This is a genomic window from Paenibacillus sp. GCM10028914 (assembly GCF_042666275.1).
Classification (GTDB): domain Bacteria; phylum Bacillota; class Bacilli; order Paenibacillales; family Paenibacillaceae; genus Paenibacillus_AQ.
In genome coordinates, this window is sequence record NZ_JBHTFO010000001.1 from 1 (window position 1) to 20,028 (window position 20,028).

General features: G+C 39.8%; 21 protein-coding genes. 18 read left to right on the top strand and 3 right to left on the bottom strand.

All coding sequences use genetic code 11. From position 1 onward, the window contains the following. Positions 1–232 precede the first annotated feature (232 nt). Complete coding sequence (locus tag ACFQV5_RS00005; RefSeq protein WP_379242635.1) at positions 233–493, bottom strand: YmaF family protein; 261 nt, start codon at positions 491–493, stop codon at positions 233–235. Positions 494–787: 294 nt separating this feature from the next. Between ACFQV5_RS00005 and ACFQV5_RS00010 the strand changes: the two genes are divergently transcribed. From ACFQV5_RS00010 to ACFQV5_RS00020, 3 genes are all read left to right on the top strand, one after another. Then, on the top strand, positions 788–1,153 hold the full coding sequence (locus ACFQV5_RS00010; RefSeq protein ID WP_379242321.1) for a hypothetical protein: 366 nt from the start codon (positions 788–790) through the stop codon (positions 1,151–1,153). A gap of 101 nt (positions 1,154–1,254) precedes the next feature. Then, on the top strand, positions 1,255–1,695 hold the full coding sequence (locus ACFQV5_RS00015; protein WP_379242323.1) for a MarR family winged helix-turn-helix transcriptional regulator: 441 nt from the start codon (positions 1,255–1,257) through the stop codon (positions 1,693–1,695). Between the two features lie 121 nt (positions 1,696–1,816). Next, positions 1,817–3,682: an FUSC family protein gene (locus ACFQV5_RS00020; protein ID WP_379242325.1), complete on the top strand. Its 1,866-nt coding sequence runs from the start codon at positions 1,817–1,819 to the stop codon at positions 3,680–3,682. Positions 3,683–3,930: 248 nt separating this feature from the next. Here ACFQV5_RS00020 and ACFQV5_RS00025 read toward each other — a convergent pair whose 3' ends face one another. Next, a complete protein-coding gene (locus tag ACFQV5_RS00025; protein WP_379242327.1) occupies positions 3,931–4,161 on the bottom strand; it encodes a glycine zipper domain-containing protein in 231 nt (76 codons plus the stop codon). Positions 4,162–4,447: 286 nt separating this feature from the next. On the opposite strand from ACFQV5_RS00025, the gene ACFQV5_RS00030 reads away from it, so the two are divergent. The 3 genes from ACFQV5_RS00030 (at position 4,448) to ACFQV5_RS00040 (ending at position 7,271) form a co-directional block, all read left to right on the top strand. Then, complete coding sequence (locus ACFQV5_RS00030) at positions 4,448–5,458, top strand: helix-turn-helix domain-containing protein (protein WP_379242329.1); 1,011 nt, start codon at positions 4,448–4,450, stop codon at positions 5,456–5,458. 83 nt (positions 5,459–5,541) lie between these two features. Beyond that, a complete protein-coding gene (locus ACFQV5_RS00035; RefSeq protein WP_379242331.1) occupies positions 5,542–6,336 on the top strand; it encodes an SDR family NAD(P)-dependent oxidoreductase in 795 nt (264 codons plus the stop codon). Between the two features lie 158 nt (positions 6,337–6,494). Beyond that, the gene (locus ACFQV5_RS00040; protein WP_379242333.1) at positions 6,495–7,271 is read left to right on the top strand and encodes an NAD-dependent epimerase/dehydratase family protein; all 777 of its coding nucleotides are present in this window, start codon (positions 6,495–6,497) and stop codon (positions 7,269–7,271) included. 19 nt (positions 7,272–7,290) lie between these two features. Here the strand turns inward: ACFQV5_RS00040 and ACFQV5_RS00045 are convergent, their stop codons facing one another. Next, complete coding sequence (locus tag ACFQV5_RS00045) at positions 7,291–8,256, bottom strand: helix-turn-helix transcriptional regulator (RefSeq protein WP_379242335.1); 966 nt, start codon at positions 8,254–8,256, stop codon at positions 7,291–7,293. Between the two features lie 108 nt (positions 8,257–8,364). Here ACFQV5_RS00045 and ACFQV5_RS00050 point away from each other — a divergent pair, with 108 nt between their 5' ends. From ACFQV5_RS00050 to ACFQV5_RS00105, 12 genes are all read left to right on the top strand, one after another. Next, on the top strand, positions 8,365–8,844 hold the full coding sequence (locus ACFQV5_RS00050) for a GyrI-like domain-containing protein (RefSeq protein WP_379242337.1): 480 nt from the start codon (positions 8,365–8,367) through the stop codon (positions 8,842–8,844). Positions 8,845–9,054: 210 nt separating this feature from the next. Beyond that, positions 9,055–9,519 carry a phage tail protein gene (locus ACFQV5_RS00055; RefSeq protein WP_379242339.1) on the top strand — a complete coding sequence of 155 codons (465 nt, stop codon included), beginning with the start codon at positions 9,055–9,057 and terminating at the stop codon, positions 9,517–9,519. Between the two features lie 167 nt (positions 9,520–9,686). Continuing rightward, positions 9,687–11,843: a stalk domain-containing protein gene (locus ACFQV5_RS00060; RefSeq protein ID WP_379242341.1), complete on the top strand. Its 2,157-nt coding sequence runs from the start codon at positions 9,687–9,689 to the stop codon at positions 11,841–11,843. 173 nt (positions 11,844–12,016) lie between these two features. Beyond that, a complete protein-coding gene (locus ACFQV5_RS00065; RefSeq protein ID WP_379242343.1) occupies positions 12,017–12,493 on the top strand; it encodes a GNAT family N-acetyltransferase in 477 nt (158 codons plus the stop codon). A gap of 66 nt (positions 12,494–12,559) precedes the next feature. Beyond that, positions 12,560–12,931 carry a VOC family protein gene (locus ACFQV5_RS00070; protein ID WP_379242345.1) on the top strand — a complete coding sequence of 124 codons (372 nt, stop codon included), beginning with the start codon at positions 12,560–12,562 and terminating at the stop codon, positions 12,929–12,931. Between the two features lie 162 nt (positions 12,932–13,093). After that, positions 13,094–14,062: an arsenic resistance protein gene (locus ACFQV5_RS00075; RefSeq protein ID WP_379242347.1), complete on the top strand. Its 969-nt coding sequence runs from the start codon at positions 13,094–13,096 to the stop codon at positions 14,060–14,062. Between the two features lie 247 nt (positions 14,063–14,309). Further along, entirely contained in the window at positions 14,310–15,401 is a 1,092-nt protein-coding gene (locus ACFQV5_RS00080) for a carboxylate--amine ligase (protein WP_379242349.1), read from the top strand. 195 nt (positions 15,402–15,596) lie between these two features. Next, positions 15,597–17,270, top strand: a complete 1,674-nt coding sequence (locus tag ACFQV5_RS00085; protein WP_379242351.1) for a ribonuclease J — start codon at positions 15,597–15,599, stop codon at positions 17,268–17,270. Positions 17,271–17,589: 319 nt separating this feature from the next. Next, positions 17,590–17,910 (top strand): PadR family transcriptional regulator, encoded by a 321-nt coding sequence (locus ACFQV5_RS00090; protein ID WP_379242353.1) that lies wholly within the window; start codon positions 17,590–17,592, stop codon positions 17,908–17,910. A 33-nt stretch (positions 17,911–17,943) separates the two neighbouring features. Beyond that, positions 17,944–18,285 (top strand): DUF1048 domain-containing protein, encoded by a 342-nt coding sequence (locus ACFQV5_RS00095; RefSeq protein ID WP_379242355.1) that lies wholly within the window; start codon positions 17,944–17,946, stop codon positions 18,283–18,285. A 207-nt stretch (positions 18,286–18,492) separates the two neighbouring features. Continuing rightward, a complete protein-coding gene (locus tag ACFQV5_RS00100; RefSeq protein ID WP_379242357.1) occupies positions 18,493–19,254 on the top strand; it encodes an ABC transporter ATP-binding protein in 762 nt (253 codons plus the stop codon). Beyond that, positions 19,255–20,004, top strand: coding sequence for an ABC transporter permease (locus tag ACFQV5_RS00105; RefSeq protein WP_379242359.1), 750 nt, complete (start codon positions 19,255–19,257; stop codon positions 20,002–20,004). It abuts the gene before it with no gap. Positions 20,005–20,028: the final 24 nt, after the last annotated feature.

Consider the following 20,028-nt stretch of genomic DNA (forward strand, 5'->3'; position numbering starts at 1 on the left):
ACCGGGAAACGGTTGCTGCGTAAAGGTGTCTTTTTTGTTCTGTCTACTTGACAGGGGTATGACCATTTATGTGGTTTTTTTGATTTATGTACCCTAGTGCTTGTCCTCTTTTTCTTCCATTAAATTAGAAGCCTTACGCGTATTCGAAATGGGCATTAGAGACATAACAAGTTAGTTAGGAAGGTAGGGTTCTCCCCGGGGAAATAGACCATAGGGAGAACCTTTATCTGTATTAAACGCGTTTAATGCTTTCAATAATAATATCGTGACGATGAAGTCTAGTACCACTCACTCGAATTGGCACACTTGTTCTGCCAGATATAAGGTGCCTATGACCGTCTGCGAATCGAGTCAATTGACGGAAACGATGGAAGTGACGAGGTCCTTGACCATTGATTGCGGGTCCAGTTATACCCGAATAGCGATGTCTATGTCCGTCAGCTATTTGAGTAATCCCATTGAACGTATGACGATGTGTACCTACACCAGGAATAAAGCGAACGGTTAAGTTACGAAAGCGATGTCGATGTCAAGCAGTAATGGATGTGTTGCCAGACATCCGATGCTGAAAACGACTGGTGGTTTGTGAGCAGTGTACGTTCTTGCATGAGCGCTTTCCTTTATTCATCCTCACATCTCCTTACAAATCAATAATCTGAATCATCATAATGTATGAAGAAGGCATCAGTGAGGGAACGGCGATTGCAACTATTTTGACTTAAATACAATCAATACGGATCAAGATCTCATATGATATCTGGAATCTATTATATGGGGAGGAGAATATATGCCAGTATCCAAATGCCGCCAGATTAAGCGGATTACGTTTCGACAATTTCTCATATCATCGATTGGCGATCAATTATTTTTGAATGAAAGAAACAAAAAAGCATTTTTCTCGGTGATCACAAAAGTAGGATTAAAAACCGTCGTTGCAGAATCTGCAGACAGCGGGGAATTCCCGACAAGAAGGATTAAGATATCGAATATCGTCGCCATTAGTAAAGAAATACAACCTTTTAAACGAAACGGCAAGGTCGCAATTCGTACCAAATCGTTGGGTGTGATCAAGGGGTTTAATCTTCGGAAGAGACCTACTATCAAGGAGGTCTACTTTTCTTATGAAATTAAAGCAACAAGGGTATGGCTATAAAAGTTTGAATTATATTAATATTAAGATTATAATTAATTAGCATACATATTATTTGTATACATATTATATGTAGACATATTAATTTGAAAGGGAAGGTACAGATGAATCTCAGTACAGAAGAAATTTACGGGTATTCCTTAACTAAAACGAGCAGATCGATACTTCGTTTTCTAACAGTACATCTTAAAAGTTATTCCATTACACCAGAGCAGTGGACTGTATTAAAAAGAGTGTATGAAAATGATGGTATAAGACAAAAAGAGCTTTCAACTCTAGCGGATAAGGACCCTGCAACCTTGGCAAAGATACTTGATATATTGGAAAGAGATCAAATTATTATTCGTAAAATGAACCACACAGATCGTCGCTCATACTTCATTTTCATTACTGAAAAAGGAACCGAACTAAGAAATGCGATCTATATACATTTAGAAGAGGTGTTTAAACAAATACTAGAAGGAATTTCAAATGAAGAATTAACGATCTTTACCAAAGTGCTTCAGCAGTTTGAAAAAAATGCGATAAATGATATGGGCAATTAGTTTTGAATTGAGGTAAATAAATATGAATAGTCACAATACTTACAGTTATAGACGACGTGCTAAACACACGTTCCCAAAGAGAACAACGTACAAAGAGGTCTTCCGGATAAAGCCTATTCCTTTGAATTGGTTTAGAGGAGTTGGATCTGCTATCAGTGTAGGAACTCCCGCTTTGTTGGGTATCTTAATGGGGAACCCAGCCTTAGGAATTTTGGCTTCCATAGGTGGATTTACTTTTTTATATGTATCTAATGAGACATATGCACAGCGTGCTGCTCGATTATTTTGGATTGCAGTTGGATTAACAGCTTCCTTTACGCTTGGAGCGTTCTGCTCTTACAATACGAGTTTAATGGTGATCATGTTCGGTATAGTAGGGGGATTATCTACCCTTATGTTTAATCTTTTTCGGATTACTGGACCGGGCGGAATGTTCTTTGTTCTAGCGTATGCGGTCGGTACCTCTATGACATCGAATCTGAATGAAATTCTCCAAAATGCGTTCATTCTATTCCTTGGTGGATTGTTTGCTTGGATTGTAGGAATGGCTGGGGTTATTAAAAATCCTCACCGCACGGAAAGTAGAGCAATCTCAGCCGTATATCATAGTCTGGCAAATCTACTATCTGCAACCGGGACTGAACATTATACTAGCTTACAGCATCAAACGGCTTCTCTTATGCAACAGGCTGATCATATATTAATAAATTCGAAATTATTCGGACAGAAAGACAAACAATTTACTGAAAAATTAAGAAGCCTTAATGCCCAGGCTAAGGATATCTTTCTTTCCATACTTGATGTCTCATTAATGCCAAAACATGAAGTAGAGGAACAACTCTGCAAATCTCTACAAATCATAGCTAATCAGTTACAAGGAAAAGAGAAGGAAGTAAGATTTGCAGTGCAACCAGTGGATGACGAATTAAATAATTCCTTAAGTAATCTCTATCTTAATATTAAGCTTGCTTTTGAGATTAATTCAGAAACCGTTATTCATTCTACGGCGAATCCTGAGGAATTAGAAACAAAAGTAGGATTTCGATTGCTGCTGAAAAATGTTTTCAAATCGGGATCCAATACCCCCTTTATAGCACTTCGATATGGAATCGTTCTTATTATTTCAGCCGCCATTGCATATGGTTTCCATTTTGACCGCTCTTATTGGGTACCTTTATCAAGTGCCGCTGTTATGGGTGGGGGAACCTACGTCAATAATCTACATAGAGGTATTCAGCGTTCTGTGGGAACAATCATAGGGATTATTATAGGCGCATTTTTATTATGGCTTCATCCTCAAAGCTTAGCTATTCCGTTAATATTAGCTAGTCTGCAGTTTATTGTTGAGCTAATCTACGGTCGGAATTATTCATTAGCTGTTATCTTTATTACACCCAGTACTTTGTTAATCGGCTCAACATTACAACCAGCATTGACAAGCGAATATTTTATTTCTGCTAGGATCGTTGATATTATCATTGGAAGTCTAGTAGCAATCGTAGGTACTTCGTTGCTATGGAGGAAGACGGCATCAAAAAGACTACCTTTAGTATTTATGGATACTGTTGAGAAGGAAGGAGAGCTATTATCAGCCATTTTAAACCATGAAAGTAACCAAGTGAAAAAATCAATCGAAGCAAAACTTCAAGATTCTCTTATTCAACTGAGACTTGTGTATGACAACGCATTTGCTGAATCGATGAGAAGAAATGCACGAACAACAATTTTATGGCCTGCTATTGGGGATAGTTTACATCTTGGTTACATGTTATTAGCTGCGTCTCGTAATAATATTAATAATGTTCCAAGAGAACGAATTGGGAAGTATGAACACTTTTTCGCAGGACTTGCGCAGTCTATAAAAAATAACAAGAAACCGGTAATGGATATTCCAGCGTTGCCTGAAATCCCTTCTGTATTTGAGGATATGATTCAGCTAAAGCGTTCTCTGCGTGTTCTTGATTTTTCATTGAAATACACAAAGTGATCTTTCTCTTTCGGTTTTCTGCTGATTCTTTTAAGCTAACCTGACACGATAGCTTGTAAGATTGATTAATTTCATAACATTTATAACCCCAAAAAGCATGCGAAATCAAAAAAAATGATTCGCATGCTTTTGATTTAAACAACAGAAGCCAAAATGACGATTATACTCACGACACCAATCCAAGTAAGCGAGGATACAGCATTATTTCAGCTAAATCCTTTCTTTACTAACAGATGGCTGATATCTGTTTATTCATCTTGCTGCTTTTCGTCGGTATCTCCTGTAACATCACCCGCTTTATTACCTAGTGCTGCGCCTACAGCTCCGCCAACAACGGTTCCAATTGGACCAAGTGCTGAACCTACGACAGCACCTACAGCACCTCCGCCAACAGTTCCTACGGTTTCTCCAGCATTAAAGTCATCTGTGTTATTACGTTCAGATGCACCATTTCGATTGTTGCTTTTGTTTTTAGTCATTTAATATCACTCCCTCATTTTTTAAGGACTCATCTTTACTGAATAAGGTCCAAAAATTATAATGCCCTAAGAAGTTCGTAAGGATTCAAGAAAGATCTCATAAGCAGGCAGAATGGTTAAGCATTGTCCTGCATGCGTTACATATTATTTATGGCATATCCGGCAAGAAACATGTCGCTTACCGCTAGTTACAAAAGAGTCATTAGAGGGATAATATAGTAACTGTCCAATTAAATAGGCAGGATACTAAATTGCAGCTTGAACTAGTTTAAGGAGGACCATATATATGAAGTCTCATGCCTCTGACCGAATTAAAATTCCACAAGGATTTTGGACAGGATTACATCAATTGGGGATTGCAGCTAGCGATGTAGCATGCAAAGCACGACTGCCGCTTGCCATTATTACGGAACCTGTAGTTACCACCGCACAATATTTTGCGATTTGGCAAGCTTATTCCGATCTAGTAGGTGACACTGCGAATGCAATCATCAAACTAGCAACCGTCTTTGAAGCATCACAGTACCCTCCGAGTGTCTTAGCGACTTATCATGCTCGTGATTACCGTGATGCGCTTTACCGAATGGCTCGGTACAAACAACTTTGTCCCCCTGAAAGCTTACGCATCGCTGAAAATAAGGAGCATTGTACAATCGATCTCGGATGGCTGAATACCGATCAGTCAGGTCCATCGATGCTGGTTGGAATTACGCTGGCATTTCTTCTGGAGCTTGGGCGGCGGGGCACGGGACAACCTTTGACGGCTCAGTGCGTTAAATTTACACATGAAATGGGTGATATAAAGAGCCTCGAAGCTTTCTTTGGCTGCCGTATTCAGATTGGTGCAACATGTAACCAGCTGACGCTTCATCGAAGTGATCTGCTCCGTCCCTTTGTTTCGTATAATGAAGAGTTACTCGAGATCTTGACTCCTGCTCTGGACCAATCATTATATGAACAGCAGAGTAGCCGATCAATTACCGAGACAGTCAAATGGATTATGAAACGTAGTCTCACTGCAGGCCGCCCCGACATTCAGACTATCGCGAATGAGTTGGGTATGAGCCATCGCACCTTGCAGCGTCGGCTAGCTGAAGAAAATACGAGCTTCAAGCATCTGTTGACAAAATCAAGACAAGAGAAGGCCCGAGAGTACTTGGCAGACCCTTCACTCGACATTAAAGAAGTGGCTTTCTTGATTGGATATGAAGACCAGAACTCATTCTACCGCGCATTCCGTTTTTGGGAGGATGATACGCCTGCGAACTGGCGTACTGATTATTTAAATAAAGCCTGATATTTTAAGAATAGTTAAGAAATGCACGGGACTAATAATTGAATTTCAAACTGACATAAGTGAATTTAAAGGGGAAATCTAACTTGGATATGGGATTAAACAGTAAAACAGCTCTAGTTACAGGATCATCTAAAGGCATAGGAAAAGCTATTGCTATTGAACTGGCAAAAGAAGGTGTTAATGTCCTGATAAATGGACGGAATTACGATGAGGTAGAACAAGCTGTGAATGAAATTAAGGCAGGTTTCCCCGATACTTCTCCACAAAATGCTACGGCCGATATTGTGAATATTGAGCAAAGAGAAGCTTTATTTGCCAAACATCCTAGTATTGATATTTTAATTAACAATGCAGGTATTTATGAAATTATGCCATATGAAGAAGTTGACGATGAGATATGGGAAAATTACTTCCGCACAAATGTGCTTGCTGCAAATGGATTATCTAAACTTTATTTGCCTCAAATGTTGAAGAAGAATTACGGCCGCATTATCTTTATTGCGAGTGAAGAAGCAATTATGCCTTCAGGACAAATGCCTCAGTATTGTATGACCAAATCAATGCTATTATCTTTGTCAAAAAGCTTATCTAAATTAACCATCGGAACAGAAGTTACAGTCAATTCAATTATGCCAGGACCAACACTTTCAGAAAATGTGTATCAAATAATTGATGGTATGTACTCTAATGAAAATATGAGCTTTTCGGAAAAAGAGAAAGGATTTATGACTACAAACATACCTCAATCTGAAATACAGCGATTTATCAAGCCTATTGAAATAGGCAGACTTGCAACATTTTTATGTAGTCCTTATGCATCCGCATTTAAAGGTTCCCCAATTCGTATGGATGGGGGAATGGTACCAACTATTTTTTAACATGCTAAAAGTCGCGGAATACGCGACTTTTTTCTATTGATTTCATATATATCCAATGGAGAAACCTAGATATTATCGTATAATTCCTTCTCCTAACGGGTAATTAATAAGACTATAGTATTCGCGAAACGATGAAGCGAGAAAGGGGCCTGAAACGAATGAAACGCAAACTGTTATTAACAGGAGCGGCAGGTACCATAGGGAAAGTAATCTATAAGGAGCTGCAAAAAGACAATCGGTATGACATAGTCGGAACGGATATAGAAGCGGACGAGAAGCAAGGCATCGTGCAGTTGAACATCGTGGACGAAGCACAGCTGAGAGAGCTGACGCAAGGAGTGGATACGGTGCTTCATTTTGCGTGGATTAAGGACGACGGGGATTTTCTTGGTAAGGTGTTGGCGGGAAATGTGAGTGGTGCATACAAGTTGTTTGAGGCGGCGGTACAAAATGGCGTGCGCCGCATTATATTCGCAAGCTCCAATCATGCGACGGGTTTTTATAAGACCTACGAGAAGATAGATCCTGATGATCCATACCGTCCAGATAGCTTTTATGGTTTAAGCAAATGCTATATTGAACTGCTGGGCCGACTATATTCGGATCAAGGTAAGATCTCTTCGGTAAATATTCGTATTGGTAACTTTCCTGGAGATGATCGTCCTCATTCCGAGCGAGCGGGTCATATCTGGATATCTGAGCGTGATATGCTCCAGTTGATTATTTGTTGTATTGAAGCAGATGACGAACTAAAGTATTTAAATCTGTACGGCACCTCCGCTAATCGTGATAATTACTACAATATAGATTATTTAGAGGAATTGATCGGATACAAACCTCAAGATGATGCAACAGAGCTACTAGAGTTAGCCAAGGCTGCGGGACGTAAGGTACAACAGGATGAAACATCTTTTCAGGGTGGACAAGAGCAGTAGCATATACCAATTGCTATCCTTAAGGGAGATATAAGCTTATTCTGTCTTGTAAACCTTCTAAGACTTCATCGGGTATCTTCCTGATATGAATATCTTTACCTAGGAACAGCAGCCAATTTGTTATTTCGCTTAGTTCTTCTGAATGATGAACATTGATAAAAGTCTTTAGAGTGGCTGTAGTTTGATAAGGATTCGTATATGAAATAGATAACTTTAAAGGATGATATTTTTTAAACTGGGCGATCGCCTTGGGACCAAGTTCAATGATCAGGTTAATAACTTCCTCCTCTTGCTTGGATAGTTGTTCTAATATCTTTTTCTTGTTTACTCTTTTTTTCGTAGGATAAGGTTCTACATTGATAAGATGATCGACAGGAATAATCCGTCTCTTTCCTTCCTCTAAGTCAAAACCTTCAATTAGCCATAAGCTTTTTTCACGGTATAAGTGCAACAGATAAATAGGATAAGACTTTATTTCGTTCTCTTCTTGGATCGAAACCAATAAATAGCTGTCCAACAGAATGATTTGGATGAGTTTCTCTAACATTGGATGGGGCAGATCTGACAGATCAAGTAAGTCGGGATTATTGGGATTGGTACCTTCAAATAGCAATATTTGATTTAAAAGAACAAGGTCATCCTGCTGGTTCTCTGAGATGAGGCCAAGTAATTTCTCCGCTAAAGACTGGCGACTCTTTAAATAAGGAAGCTGTTGATTTCTTGTGGCCATAAAAGCAATAAATAGGGCTTTAATTTCATTATCGGTAAAGCGGACCGTAGGCAAGACAGAGTTGTTCATGACAAAATAACCCCCATCCCTTCCAACTTCAGCGACAAGCGGCATACCCATAGCTTCAATTTCTCTGATGTCTCGAATAGCAGTTGAACGTGAGATGTTAAACTCTCTCATGATTTCAGAAATCGTAAAGTGAGCGCGGTTATTGATGTACCGCATGATGATATTAATCCGTTCAACCTTTTTCATTGAGACCTCCTAAACAGTATCATTTTTTGACATGATTTAAGGCTATTATAAACCTATCAAGTGAAATGACAAATCACATGATAAATTATTAGAAGGAAGGTTTTGAATATGGCAAATTATACTCTGGAGGAAAAAGACAGTTTTACCGTTTTAGGAATTGGGACTGAGCTTAAGAGCGATTACACAGATTATGCTGGCATAAATAAGGAAAAGGCAGATTTTTGGTCAGCCGTCAAAGAAGATGGAAGGCTTGATACTTTAAAGGCTTTAGCCGAAAATGAGTACATTTTTGCCGTTAACGAAGCAGTGAATAACAAGATGATGCATTATGCTGGCGTTATGACGGAAGCATCTCTACCGGAAGCTACTAGGGCCATTCAATTTCCTAAGGGGGAATACCTCGTTGTAAAAGGGGAAGGGAAGACGGCTGACGAGTTGAGTAATATGCTTACTGGTATTGCTTTTGGTCAAGCCTTACCAGAAGCAAATAATGTTGCCTATGTCGGTGGGCCGAATGCAACGGTTGAGATGGGACAGCGGAACGGATTCGTGTATGGGGAAATGTGGATTCCTGTTGTAAGGAAATAAGAGATAACAGAATGCTTCCGAAGCGAGTTTTGCTCGAAGTAAATCTGAGAAGTAGAGCTCGCAAAACTAGGTAAATGCTTCCGAAGCGAGTTTTGCTCGAAGTAAATCTGAGAGGCAATGCTCGCAAAACTATGGTGAATGCTTCCGATGCGAGTTTTGCGCGAAGTAGATCCAAGAAGCAAAGCTCGCAAAACTTTTAGGAGGGTTAGAATGTCCTACATCGTTGATTTTAAAAATGTATCTATGGTTGGTTTAGAGTCCTCACCCGTAGCCGAAGCGCTTGCTGGTTTACGAGCGAACGAAGCCCGTTATTTTATGAACAAATATAAACATGAGTTTACGGTTGTACCAGCCAGCGAAAGCCAGGAGACTCTTGATTATGTAATACGAATCTTGAAAGAAGAACGTAATATTGAGTTTTCAGCTAAACCTTTAGAAACATCGCGTTTTCAAGTGGAAAACATCCAGTTCTCCTACGTATTTTACGAGGATGGTCTCGGACTCAATGTCATGTATACGGTTGATGATCCCAAGAAGCGGGCCGTTGGTTTTAAGCTTTCTGAAGGGATGGAGGTACCACAGGAGTTAGAGGGGAAGTTTAAGTTTGCTAGACAGAAATCTAAATTAGCGGGGACCATTCGAGGCTCATTTTTTGTAATTAAAGGACAATACTAATGAATTATTGAGAAGAGCAGCGATCGTTCGCAGCTCTTTTATTTTTCTTTCTGAGAGCGATATGAACAGATTTGTTGCAGTGAGGGATCATGCACAACTTTTTCTAAGAGATTATCGTTATAAAGTAGTATTGAAATTTACAGTTAGTGGGAGGAGGTTGCTTGCTAATGAAACTTTGGAAAAATGCGGTTCTCATTATATTTATGATATCAGTGGTTTTACCGCTGGGAGCTCAACATTCTGAGGCGGCTTCCAAGTACGTCGAGCTGGAATTGCAATGGGAAGATGGCCGCACTTCGCATATTGAGACGCTACATAAGGACGGAGTGACTTATGGAAGTTTTTTTTCGCTAGGCAGCGGGGCAGGTCTGCAATGGGAGATGAAAAATGACAATATGGCGGTTCTCAAGAGAGATAAGAAGCAGATTATTGTCCACATGGGAAGCAGAATTGCGGAAGTAGATGGTCGAAAAGTGGATATGGGCAGAGAACCTGTACGGTATATTAGTCATCTATATGTGCCAATTAGATTCCTCGCATCTGCATTAGATGGAGAAGTGTCCAATCGGGACACAAAGACAGGGAAGGTAACTGTGACTGGACTTAACAATTATAAAGATACCTTTTATGGCAGCATGATGGGATACAGCTATATGATTAGTGCAGCCAACGGAGATCTTGAGATTACTGGTGTTTATTCGGGACATAAAACCACGATTCCATTAGGCATAAAGGACATTAATATGAATACTCATGATCTCGCATTAGACTTCAAGTGGACACCCAAGAATCTACTTATTGTAACCATTGATTATTCGAATCGAAAGACTGGAGAGTATGATCTGTATTCGTTGGTGTTTAAGAATCAAGGGTTGATTCGCAAATCCGTAGCTCACGGATTAAAGGAGCAGCATGAAATCTTAAAACAGGATGGCACAATACACCTCATTGATGACAAAAATCTACGTATTATTGATGATGGAAGTGGTAAGGTACTTGATGTGACAAATAACTCTAAAGAAAATAGTAGTAAGAAGACCACTATTTCTATTGGTCTACCAGATGTCGGGAATGATTCCACATATGAATATTTACAATTCAAAAGAGATTTAGAGGAGAAGTTTAATATCGAAGTTGACTTACAAGAGCTGTATCCCGAGACCAAAAAGGGGGCCTTAACGGAGCAAGACGTGATTGATTATACCTATAAAAAAGTGAAAAACGGTGAACTGGATTTAATTATTGGATTAACTCCAAACAAATTAGCTCCCCTCGTTAAAGACAATCTATTATTTGATATAACTGATCACATAGAGAATAAGAGTAATTTACATAAAGGGGTTCTTAATAGTAGTGTAAAAGGCGGTAATGGAAGAATATATTATATTTCTCCAGTAATAAATACCATGTATTTTGTTTTGCAGAACGAAAATGTTTTTAATGATCTCGGTGTTGATTTACTACCCTTGTATCCTGATTATAGCGAATTTCTGAATACATTGAATCAGTTGAGATCTTCCTCAGAAGAACAAGATCGCACTTATAGTCCTATAGCATTTGCAGTAAAGAATGTTGACGAAGACGAGTTGTTTATAGGATCTCAATTAAGGATGTTTGGTTATAATTTAGAAACACCATTTTATAAAGACGGGCAACTTATGAATGATGAATGGAAAGCGTTATATAGATTTTTTGCTACTATGGTTAGGGATTATGGGAAAGGTTATGAAGAGTATGAAAACGGAATCTACCCTAATGATAATATTTTTTCTAACGGCGATTATGGGATGATGTTTTCTAATTCTTTTAATATGGAGTTATATTTAAATGAGAATTTCAGTAGAGAATGGAATGCACAATCTCCTATGAAAATAAAGGCCGATTTTCCGATAAAAGTTTCTTTTTTGCCTAATAAAGTTGAAGGTGAACAGCAAAATATAAGACAATCCTCATTGGCATTGGTTAAAGAAAGTGACAATAAAGATATTCTGCTGGAAATAATGAACTATATATTTAGTGAAGAATATACTTTGAAAATGATTGAATCCAGAGGGAAATATAATCATTTTAGTAGCTATCCTCTCTCGTATCCAACTTTTTATAACGATAAAACAATATCTATTCTAAATCGATCTTATAATGAGAACTTTGATGTATCCATGATTTATGATGTGGATAATGGATCAGCTGTTGAGGCGTATCCTATTCCAGATTGGTACAATGATTTCGATAGTGCTGTTAACAAGGCGCTAACTGATGTTTACTATGAAGATAAAACAATAGATGAATCATATGAATATATTTTCGAATTATTTGAACAATAAATCCTCATCAGCTTACTGAAAATTTGTGCGATTCTTGAACGGGGATATCCTATAGGGATTAAGCTCTTACACTAACATATTTTTGGTTGGAGATAGCGCGGTGTAGTTCTATAATAGGAATAATCAAGTAGGGTTAGAAAAAAAGAGCATCGAGATGAAATGGAGCTACTAGAATGAACATAAGAACAATTCAAGCTAAAGACAACAGCAACATAGAAGCGATTATCCGGCAGTGTTTAATTGATTTTGGCGGAAACCGCGCAGGGTTAGCATGGGAAGACGAAAGTTTAAGCCATCTCTTCGATTACTATAACCAAGAGGGTCGGGCTTATTGGGTCGCTTTCGATGAAAACGGCAAGATGCTTGGCGGGTGTGGGATCGCACAATTTGGCTCCGCTGAGGATAAAATCTGCGAACTGCAGAAGATGTATTTAATACAAGAAGCTAGAGGAACAGGAATTGCGAAAGAGTTGTTGCAGACCGCACTCCAATTTGCAAAACAGCATTATAAGGCTTGTTATCTGGAAACGCTGCAAAATATGCAGGCAGCTAATCGCTTTTATACCAAACATGGTTTTCAGATGTTGAAATCACCGCTGGCCGGCTCCGAGCATTTCGCATGTGACGCATGGTATATCCAGGATCTATAATTCTGTTGCGGGGAAATTCTTTATGCAACCTGAACCTAAATAAGTACATATAAGGAGTGTATAAAAATGATTAGTCAAATTGGCCAAGTTATGTTGTATGTGAACAACCAAGACGAATCTAAAAATTTTTGGACAGAAAAACTAGGGTTTGAGGTTATTGCTGAAGAAGTGAACGGTCCGATGAAGTGGATCGAAGTTGCTCCTAAAGGTGCAGCAACGAGCATAGTTCTTCATAACAAGGAACTCGTTGCTCAAATGAATCCTGGAATGAATCTAGGAACACCATCGATCATGTACTTCACGGAAAACATCGATGAATTATATAACGATTTGAAGACTAAAAATGTCACAGTTGGCGATATCGTTGAACTTCCTTCCGGCAGAGTCTTTAACTTCGCTGATCATGAAGAAAATTACTTTGCTGTAATGGGAAAATAGATTTTAAATTGTGTATGTAATGAGTTACACAAGCAGCTAATCCATATGATCAGCTGCTTTTTTATGTTCCTTAATCTAATTGAACTGATTACGAATGGAGCAGTACATTTCTCGTCAAAAAAACACTTATGATATAATTCGAATAAAGAAGAGGAGAGTGTAGTGTTGCTTTCTCGGGAGAGTTTAGAAGAGAACCAAGTCGGCGTGTATGCCGTGGCTTTAATAATTGGGGGAATTGTTGGTTTGGTAAGTCCACGAATAGGAGGCTTATTAGAACCCTTAGTTTCAATTGTGATTGCGATTCTTTTATTCAGTATGTTTAGTCAAATTCCTTTTCTTAAATTAAGGGAGGCACTCTCTAATAGGCGCTTCATAGGAGCTTTACTGCTTGTAAATTTTATATTAATTCCTTTGCTTGTGTTCATATTAATTAAGATTTTTCCCCAGCCTAGCCCAGTTTTGATAGGAGTTTGCTTGGTACTATTAACACCATGTATAGATTATGTTATTGTTTTTACTCAGTTGGGCAAAGGGAATGAAAAGTTAATTCTTGCGTCTACTCCAATTCTATTTGTTGTCCAAATGATTATGCTACCTATTTACCTTTGGCTATTCATAGGTACTGAGGCATCTGAAATCGTAAGGATCGGTCCATTCGTTGAAGCTTTTGTTTACTTAATTATGGTCCCTTTATTCTTTGCATTGGTCATCCAATTTTTAGCTAAAAGAAACGCTGGCGGTATTAAAGCTTTACACTTTACAGCATGGTTGCCTGTCCCGTTTATGGCAATTGTGCTCTTTTTGGTGATAGGCTCTCAAATTGACAAGGTTGTAAAGGATTTTAGTATAATAGTAGCGGTTATACCAATTTATTTGTTATTTCATATACTATCCCCTGTAATTGCAAGAATAATATCAGCTTTATTCGGTATTGGTCCATCTGACGGAAGAGCTCTTATATTCAGTGCTGGAACTCGCAATTCGCTAGTTGTACTTCCTCTTGCTCTGACCTTGCCAGGGGAGATGGCCACTGTCGCAGCGTCTGTGGTTGTAACCCAAACAATTATTGAGCTGCTCGCGGAGCTTTTGTATATAAATCTAGTACCTAATTATATTTATCGAGAGGTATGAATGAATGAGGGGTGGTGTTTAGTTCTCAACATCATCTATAATTAAACAGAGCGACAATACCATAACCGCCACAGCGGAATTAGAACATGTTGTATAAGGAGCAGATATGAGACATAACGATTTTTTACCAATTATACTAGGCAGCGATGAAAATGCATATGGTAACGCAAGAATTATCCATGAGACTTATCAAATTAAGCCGCTTTTGTTGTGCACACGGCTGTTGATACCAACCATGAACAGTAACTTGTTTCATCTCGTTCAAATCGATCGCTTTGACAATGATGAAGTATTTCCCGGAGCTCTACTATCCGTATTGGAGAAACATGCAGCTCCCGGTAAAAAAATAGTTGTTATACCTTGTTCGGATTACTATGCTGGCCTGTTGACAAGACATTATTCCAAGTTCAAAGGTCTTATTGCGAATCACTTTGTTTCCGAGGAATTGCTTGATACGTTTGATACAAAGGATAAGTTTTATAAATTATGTGAAAAACATGGACTGGATTATCCGAAAACGATTGTTTGTGAGCCGCATGAGCGTGAAAGAGCATTGGATACAATGGACTTTGCCTTTCCTATTGTTGTAAAGCCAGAAAACAGCAATGCTTACGAATATTTGCATAGTGAATTTGAGGGCAAGAAGAAGGTCTTTTTCTTTAATTCTAAAGATGAATACTTAAACATGGTTAAAAGCATGAATGCGTCTGACTATAAAGGGAAATTAATCATTCAGGAATTTATCCCTGGTGGAGACAATTCTATGCGAGTTATCAATAGCTTTTCTGATGATAATGGAAAAGTAAAAATGATGTGTCTCGGACAGCCTGTGCTTGAGGAATATGCACCAAAAACATTAGGAAACTACGCAGCCATTATCTCTCGTTCGGATATGGAACTATATCAGAAAATTAAGACTTTCCTAGAAGAAATCGGTTATGTCGGCTTTTCCAATATTGACATGAAGTATGATAGCAGAACAGGTAAGTATATGATGTTTGAAATTAATCCTCGACTTGGTAGAAGCAGTCTATTTGTCAGAGCAGCAGGGCTTAATATGTTAAAGGCACTAATAGACAATGTTGTCTATGGTAAAGATGAAGAATGTGTATACGGTAAACAGACTGGTCTTTGGACAAATGTTCCGAAAGTTGTATTACAAAAGTATGTCACTGACCCGAACTTATCTAAAGAAATAAAAGAACTGTATAAGCAAAAGAAGGTACTCAGATCACTTTGGTATAAAGAGGACCTGAACCTAAAACGAAGCATAAGAATTGCAAGATATAACTACTCTCATATTAAGAATTTCCGTAATTACTTTTTTAGTAAGCAATAAGTTGCACTCATTCAAATAAGAGGATATAGGGAAAAGGCAGCCGGTCAACATGCGATCGGCTGCCTTTCCTTTTCTCAACTAACGGGCTTTAGTATGATTTGACAATAAGAAATAATCATAGGTGAATAACATTTGAAAAGCACCAAATAATAGGAGCATGAAGAATTAGGGCAATATGACAGGAGGGGCCAGAACGTGAGTCTAACTGCTAATAATTTGATAATTGCTGCTTTAGGCGGTGTGAATGAAATCGGGAAGAACATGTATATGCTTCAATATCATGAGGATATTGTTGTCATTGACTGCGGATCTAAATTTCCAGATGAAAGTCTGCCAGGTGTTGACCTTATAATTCCGGATATAACTTATTTGCTGGAAAACCAGAGTAAAGTCAAAGGACTCATTGTAACCCATGGGCATGAGGATCATATTGGTGGGATTCCTTATCTGTTAAAGCAATTGAATATTCCGGTATATGGAGCATCGCTCACGATCGGTCTCATAAAAATCAAGCTTAAAGAGCACGGTCTTCTGCGAGACGCTGAGCTACATGTCATCGATGCCAATTCCGCTATTAAAGCTGGAGCAATTCAGGTTTCTTTCTTCTCTACGAGCCACAGTATCCCAGATTGCTTGGGCATTGTTTTTCAGACACCGGAAGGAAATGTAGTACATACAGGCGATTTTAAATTTGATATGTCACCGGTGAGTGGCCCTTATCCGGATCTGCATCGCATGGCTGATATTGGTAAGCAGGGGGTTAAGGTACTCCTATCGGAAAGTACAAATGCAGAGAGACCGGGTTTTACGCCTTCAGAACGCTTGGTTGGCGAACATATTCTAGATGCATTCGTAAGGGCGGATCAGCGGGTGTTTATATCTACCTTCGCTTCCAACGTGAATCGGGTTCAGCAAATTGTGGATGCAGCGGTCGAAACAGGACGTAAACTAGTTCTTCTAGGCAGGAGCATGGTCAATGTTGTATCCGTAGCAAAAGATCTCGGTTACTTAAACATTCCGGAAGATCTGCTGATTGAACCAGACGAGACTGAGATGTATCCAGCTAGTAAAATCTCCGTTTTATGTACAGGAAGTCAGGGTGAACCCATGGCGGCACTTTCCAGGTTAGCCAGCTCTAGGCATCCTCATATCGAAATTTCACCTGGTGACACCGTGATCATTGCAGCTGGGCCTATTCCAGGTAACGAACGAAATCTGTCGCGTGTAATTGACAATTTGTATGTACGTGGGGCAAAGGTGATCTATGGGTCAGGGTCTTCATCAGGTATGCATGTTTCGGGACATGGCAGCCAAGAAGAGCTCAAATTAATGCTGACTTTAATGAAGCCTGAGTATTTAATCCCCGTTCATGGAGAGTTTCGGATGCTGTATCAGCATCGGTTGTTGGCGGAGTCAGTAGGCATCCCGAATGATAATGTCTTTATTATACGCAATGGGGATACGGTTGAAATCGAGCGGGGTAAGGCGTTGCTTGGTAAAGCAATCCCTTCAGGGAACAGTTTGGTAGACGGCTTAGGGATAGGCGATGTAGGGAATATTGTGCTTAGGGACCGCAGACAGCTATCCTCAGACGGCATGTTAATTATCGTTACCACACTGAGTAAAACGGAAGGTCATATGCTTGTGGCACCGGAAGTGATCTCCAGGGGGTTTGTATTTGTTAGGGATTCCGAAGCGTTGATGAGTCAAATTCTTACACGTGTGAATTCGGTTATGGACAATTTGACGGATTCAGAAATGAGTCAGTGGAATTTAATTAAACAGACACTCAAAGATCAGATTGGTAAGTTTATATACAGCCAGACCAAAAGAAGGCCGATGATCTTGCCAATCATCATTGAAGTTTAGTTCTCAAGCATATAGAATACTCAAAACCGCATCAGTTGCGGTTTTTTTGTTGTAGGTATATAAGTTCTTGTCATAAATCAATGTTTAGAAAATAAATACTTGGCTTGATTAGAAGAATTTAATGTGATTGCGAAATAGTTTTCAAAAAAATGGTTGACGCCACCTGCTACTCAGTGATACGATGTACCTGTAATAAGTAATACTTAATAGCTCTTGGTTTCCAATAAGCTAATAAGTAAATATTCCCCTTGGTGCTATGCTGTACTGAAAATTAGTCAGACTAATTAGAGGAGGGACGAAATAGAGGAGGCTTTTGAACATGGAAAATTTAACTGAAATGCTGAAGGGTTCGCTGGAAGGCTGCGTACTGGAAATCATCAGCCGCCATGAAACCTATGGATACGAAATTACTCGCCGACTGAACGAGTTAGGCTTCTCCGAAGTGGTGGAAGGGACGGTATACACCATCCTCGTACGATTAGAAAAGAAAAAACTGGTGAACATCGAAAAGAAACCTTCAGATATGGGACCGCCCCGTAAGTTTTACTCTCTTAACGAGGCTGGTCGTCAGGAGCTTGATTTGTTTTGGGAAAAATGGGATTTTGTATCATCGAAAATCAACAGCTTGAAGTCAAGCTAGATTTCAGTTTTAAAATTGAAGGAGGAAAATAATATGATGGAAATGTTTAAGAAACTAATTGGTGATAAAAAAGAGTACAAAATGATGATGGTACGGGTTGATGCCTTGCCAGAGGACTACCAATTCGTATTTAAGAAAATTCAAAACTATATGTGGAATTTCGCAACAGGCAACGGAATGGATATGCTGCACATTCAGTATGAATTAATCGATTTGTTCGAAGCAGGTGTAGCGGACGGTAGACAAGTGCTGGAAATCACCGGAGAAGATGTAGCGTCATTTGCCGACGAACTAGTCGCAAACGCTAAGACTTATGTCGCCAAGTATCGTGAAGATCTGAATAAGAGTATCATAAATCGATTGGGAAAAAAATAAATTCAATAGATTGATTCGACTGATTAGCTGGTTACAAAAGTGATTGCCGCCTTTGCTATTCAGTTATATTTTTACCTCAGTACTAAGTGTTACTTATTATCAGTCACACTATATAGTGAAAAAGGCAATCTAGCTCTGCAAGATGCTTGACCGTCATTTTTCGATCTCTCAAGCATTCTTGCTACGTTTTTATAAGGAGGAAAAAGTATGATTAATACAGCGATTTCTGTAAGAGGGTTAAAAAAATCCTTTAAAGACAAGGAAGTTTTAAAGGGGGTGGAGTTTGAGGTGCGGCGTGGTGAAATATTCGCATTGTTGGGCTCAAATGGAGCGGGCAAGACAACGACGGTCAACATCCTCTCAACGCTGATAAAGCCCGGTGGCGGTGAAGTAAGTATTTGCGGCTATGACGTGCAGCGTCAAGCGGATCAAGTTCGCCAGAGCATCAGCCTTACAGGGCAGTTCGCAGCATTAGACGGGATGCTCACCGGACGGGAAAACCTGTTGATGATCGCCAAGTTGCGAGGAGTTTCGAATCCTGCTCAAGTTGCTGACAATCTGCTTGCGAGATTTAGCCTGACCGATGCGGCCAACCTCCCAGCTGACAAATATTCTGGCGGGATGAAGCGACGGATTGACATCGCCATGAGTCTGATCGGGACACCAGAAGTCATTTTTCTCGACGAACCGACGACAGGGCTTGACCCCGAAGCACGGATTGAGGTCTGGAATACCATCAAGGAGCTTGCTGACGGTGGCACGTCCATTTTGTTGACGACCCAGTATCTAGATGAAGCGGAACAACTTGCGGACCGTATCGCCATCCTGCATGGTGGAAAAATTATCACAACCGGTACACTAACAGAACTCAAAGAGATGTACCCTCCAGCGAAAGTGGAATTCATTGAGAAGCAGCCGACATTGGAGGAAATATTCCTCGCGATCATCGCTAACAAGGAGGAGAGGTAAATGAATAGCAAAACAGGGATATTACTTGGACGTTTAATGCGTAACATCATGCGAAGCCCGGACACGATTATTACGGTGGCGATTACACCGATTATGATGCTGCTGCTGTTTGTTTACGTTTTTGGCGGCGCTATTGAGACTGGCACAGACAACTACGTCAATTATTTATTACCGGGAATCTTACTGATGGCTATAGCTTCAGGCGTCGCTTACACTTCCGTGCGGCTGTATACGGACGTAAAGAGTGGGCTGATGTCACGTTTCATTACGATGCCCATCAAGCGCTCATCGGTATTGTGGGCTCATGTGTTGACCTCACTTGTTTCCAATGCACTTACTGTCGTGGTGGTTATCCTCATCGCGCTCTTGATAGGCTTCCGTTCCAGTGCTGGTATCTTGGATTGGCTCGCGGTAACTGGGATTCTTGGACTGTTTACGCTGGCTCTGACTTGGCTAGCGGTTATACCCGGATTGACAGCGGGATCTATGGAAGGGGCGACCGCATACTCGTATCCGCTGGTTTTCCTGCCGTTTATTAGTTCAGCCTTTGTCCCCACCGAAAGCATGCCAAAAATTGTTCGTGTGTTCGCTGAAAATCAACCCGTGACCTCCATCGTGAATACGATTCGTGCCCACTTGTATGAAGGGTCTGCTGGCAGCGATATCTGGATCGCGCTTGCCTGGTGTGTCGGTATCATGATCATTGCATACTTCTTCGCCAGTAAAGCTTTTAAACTCCAGTTAGGGTAGATATACTTAAGAAGTCGCGGAGGT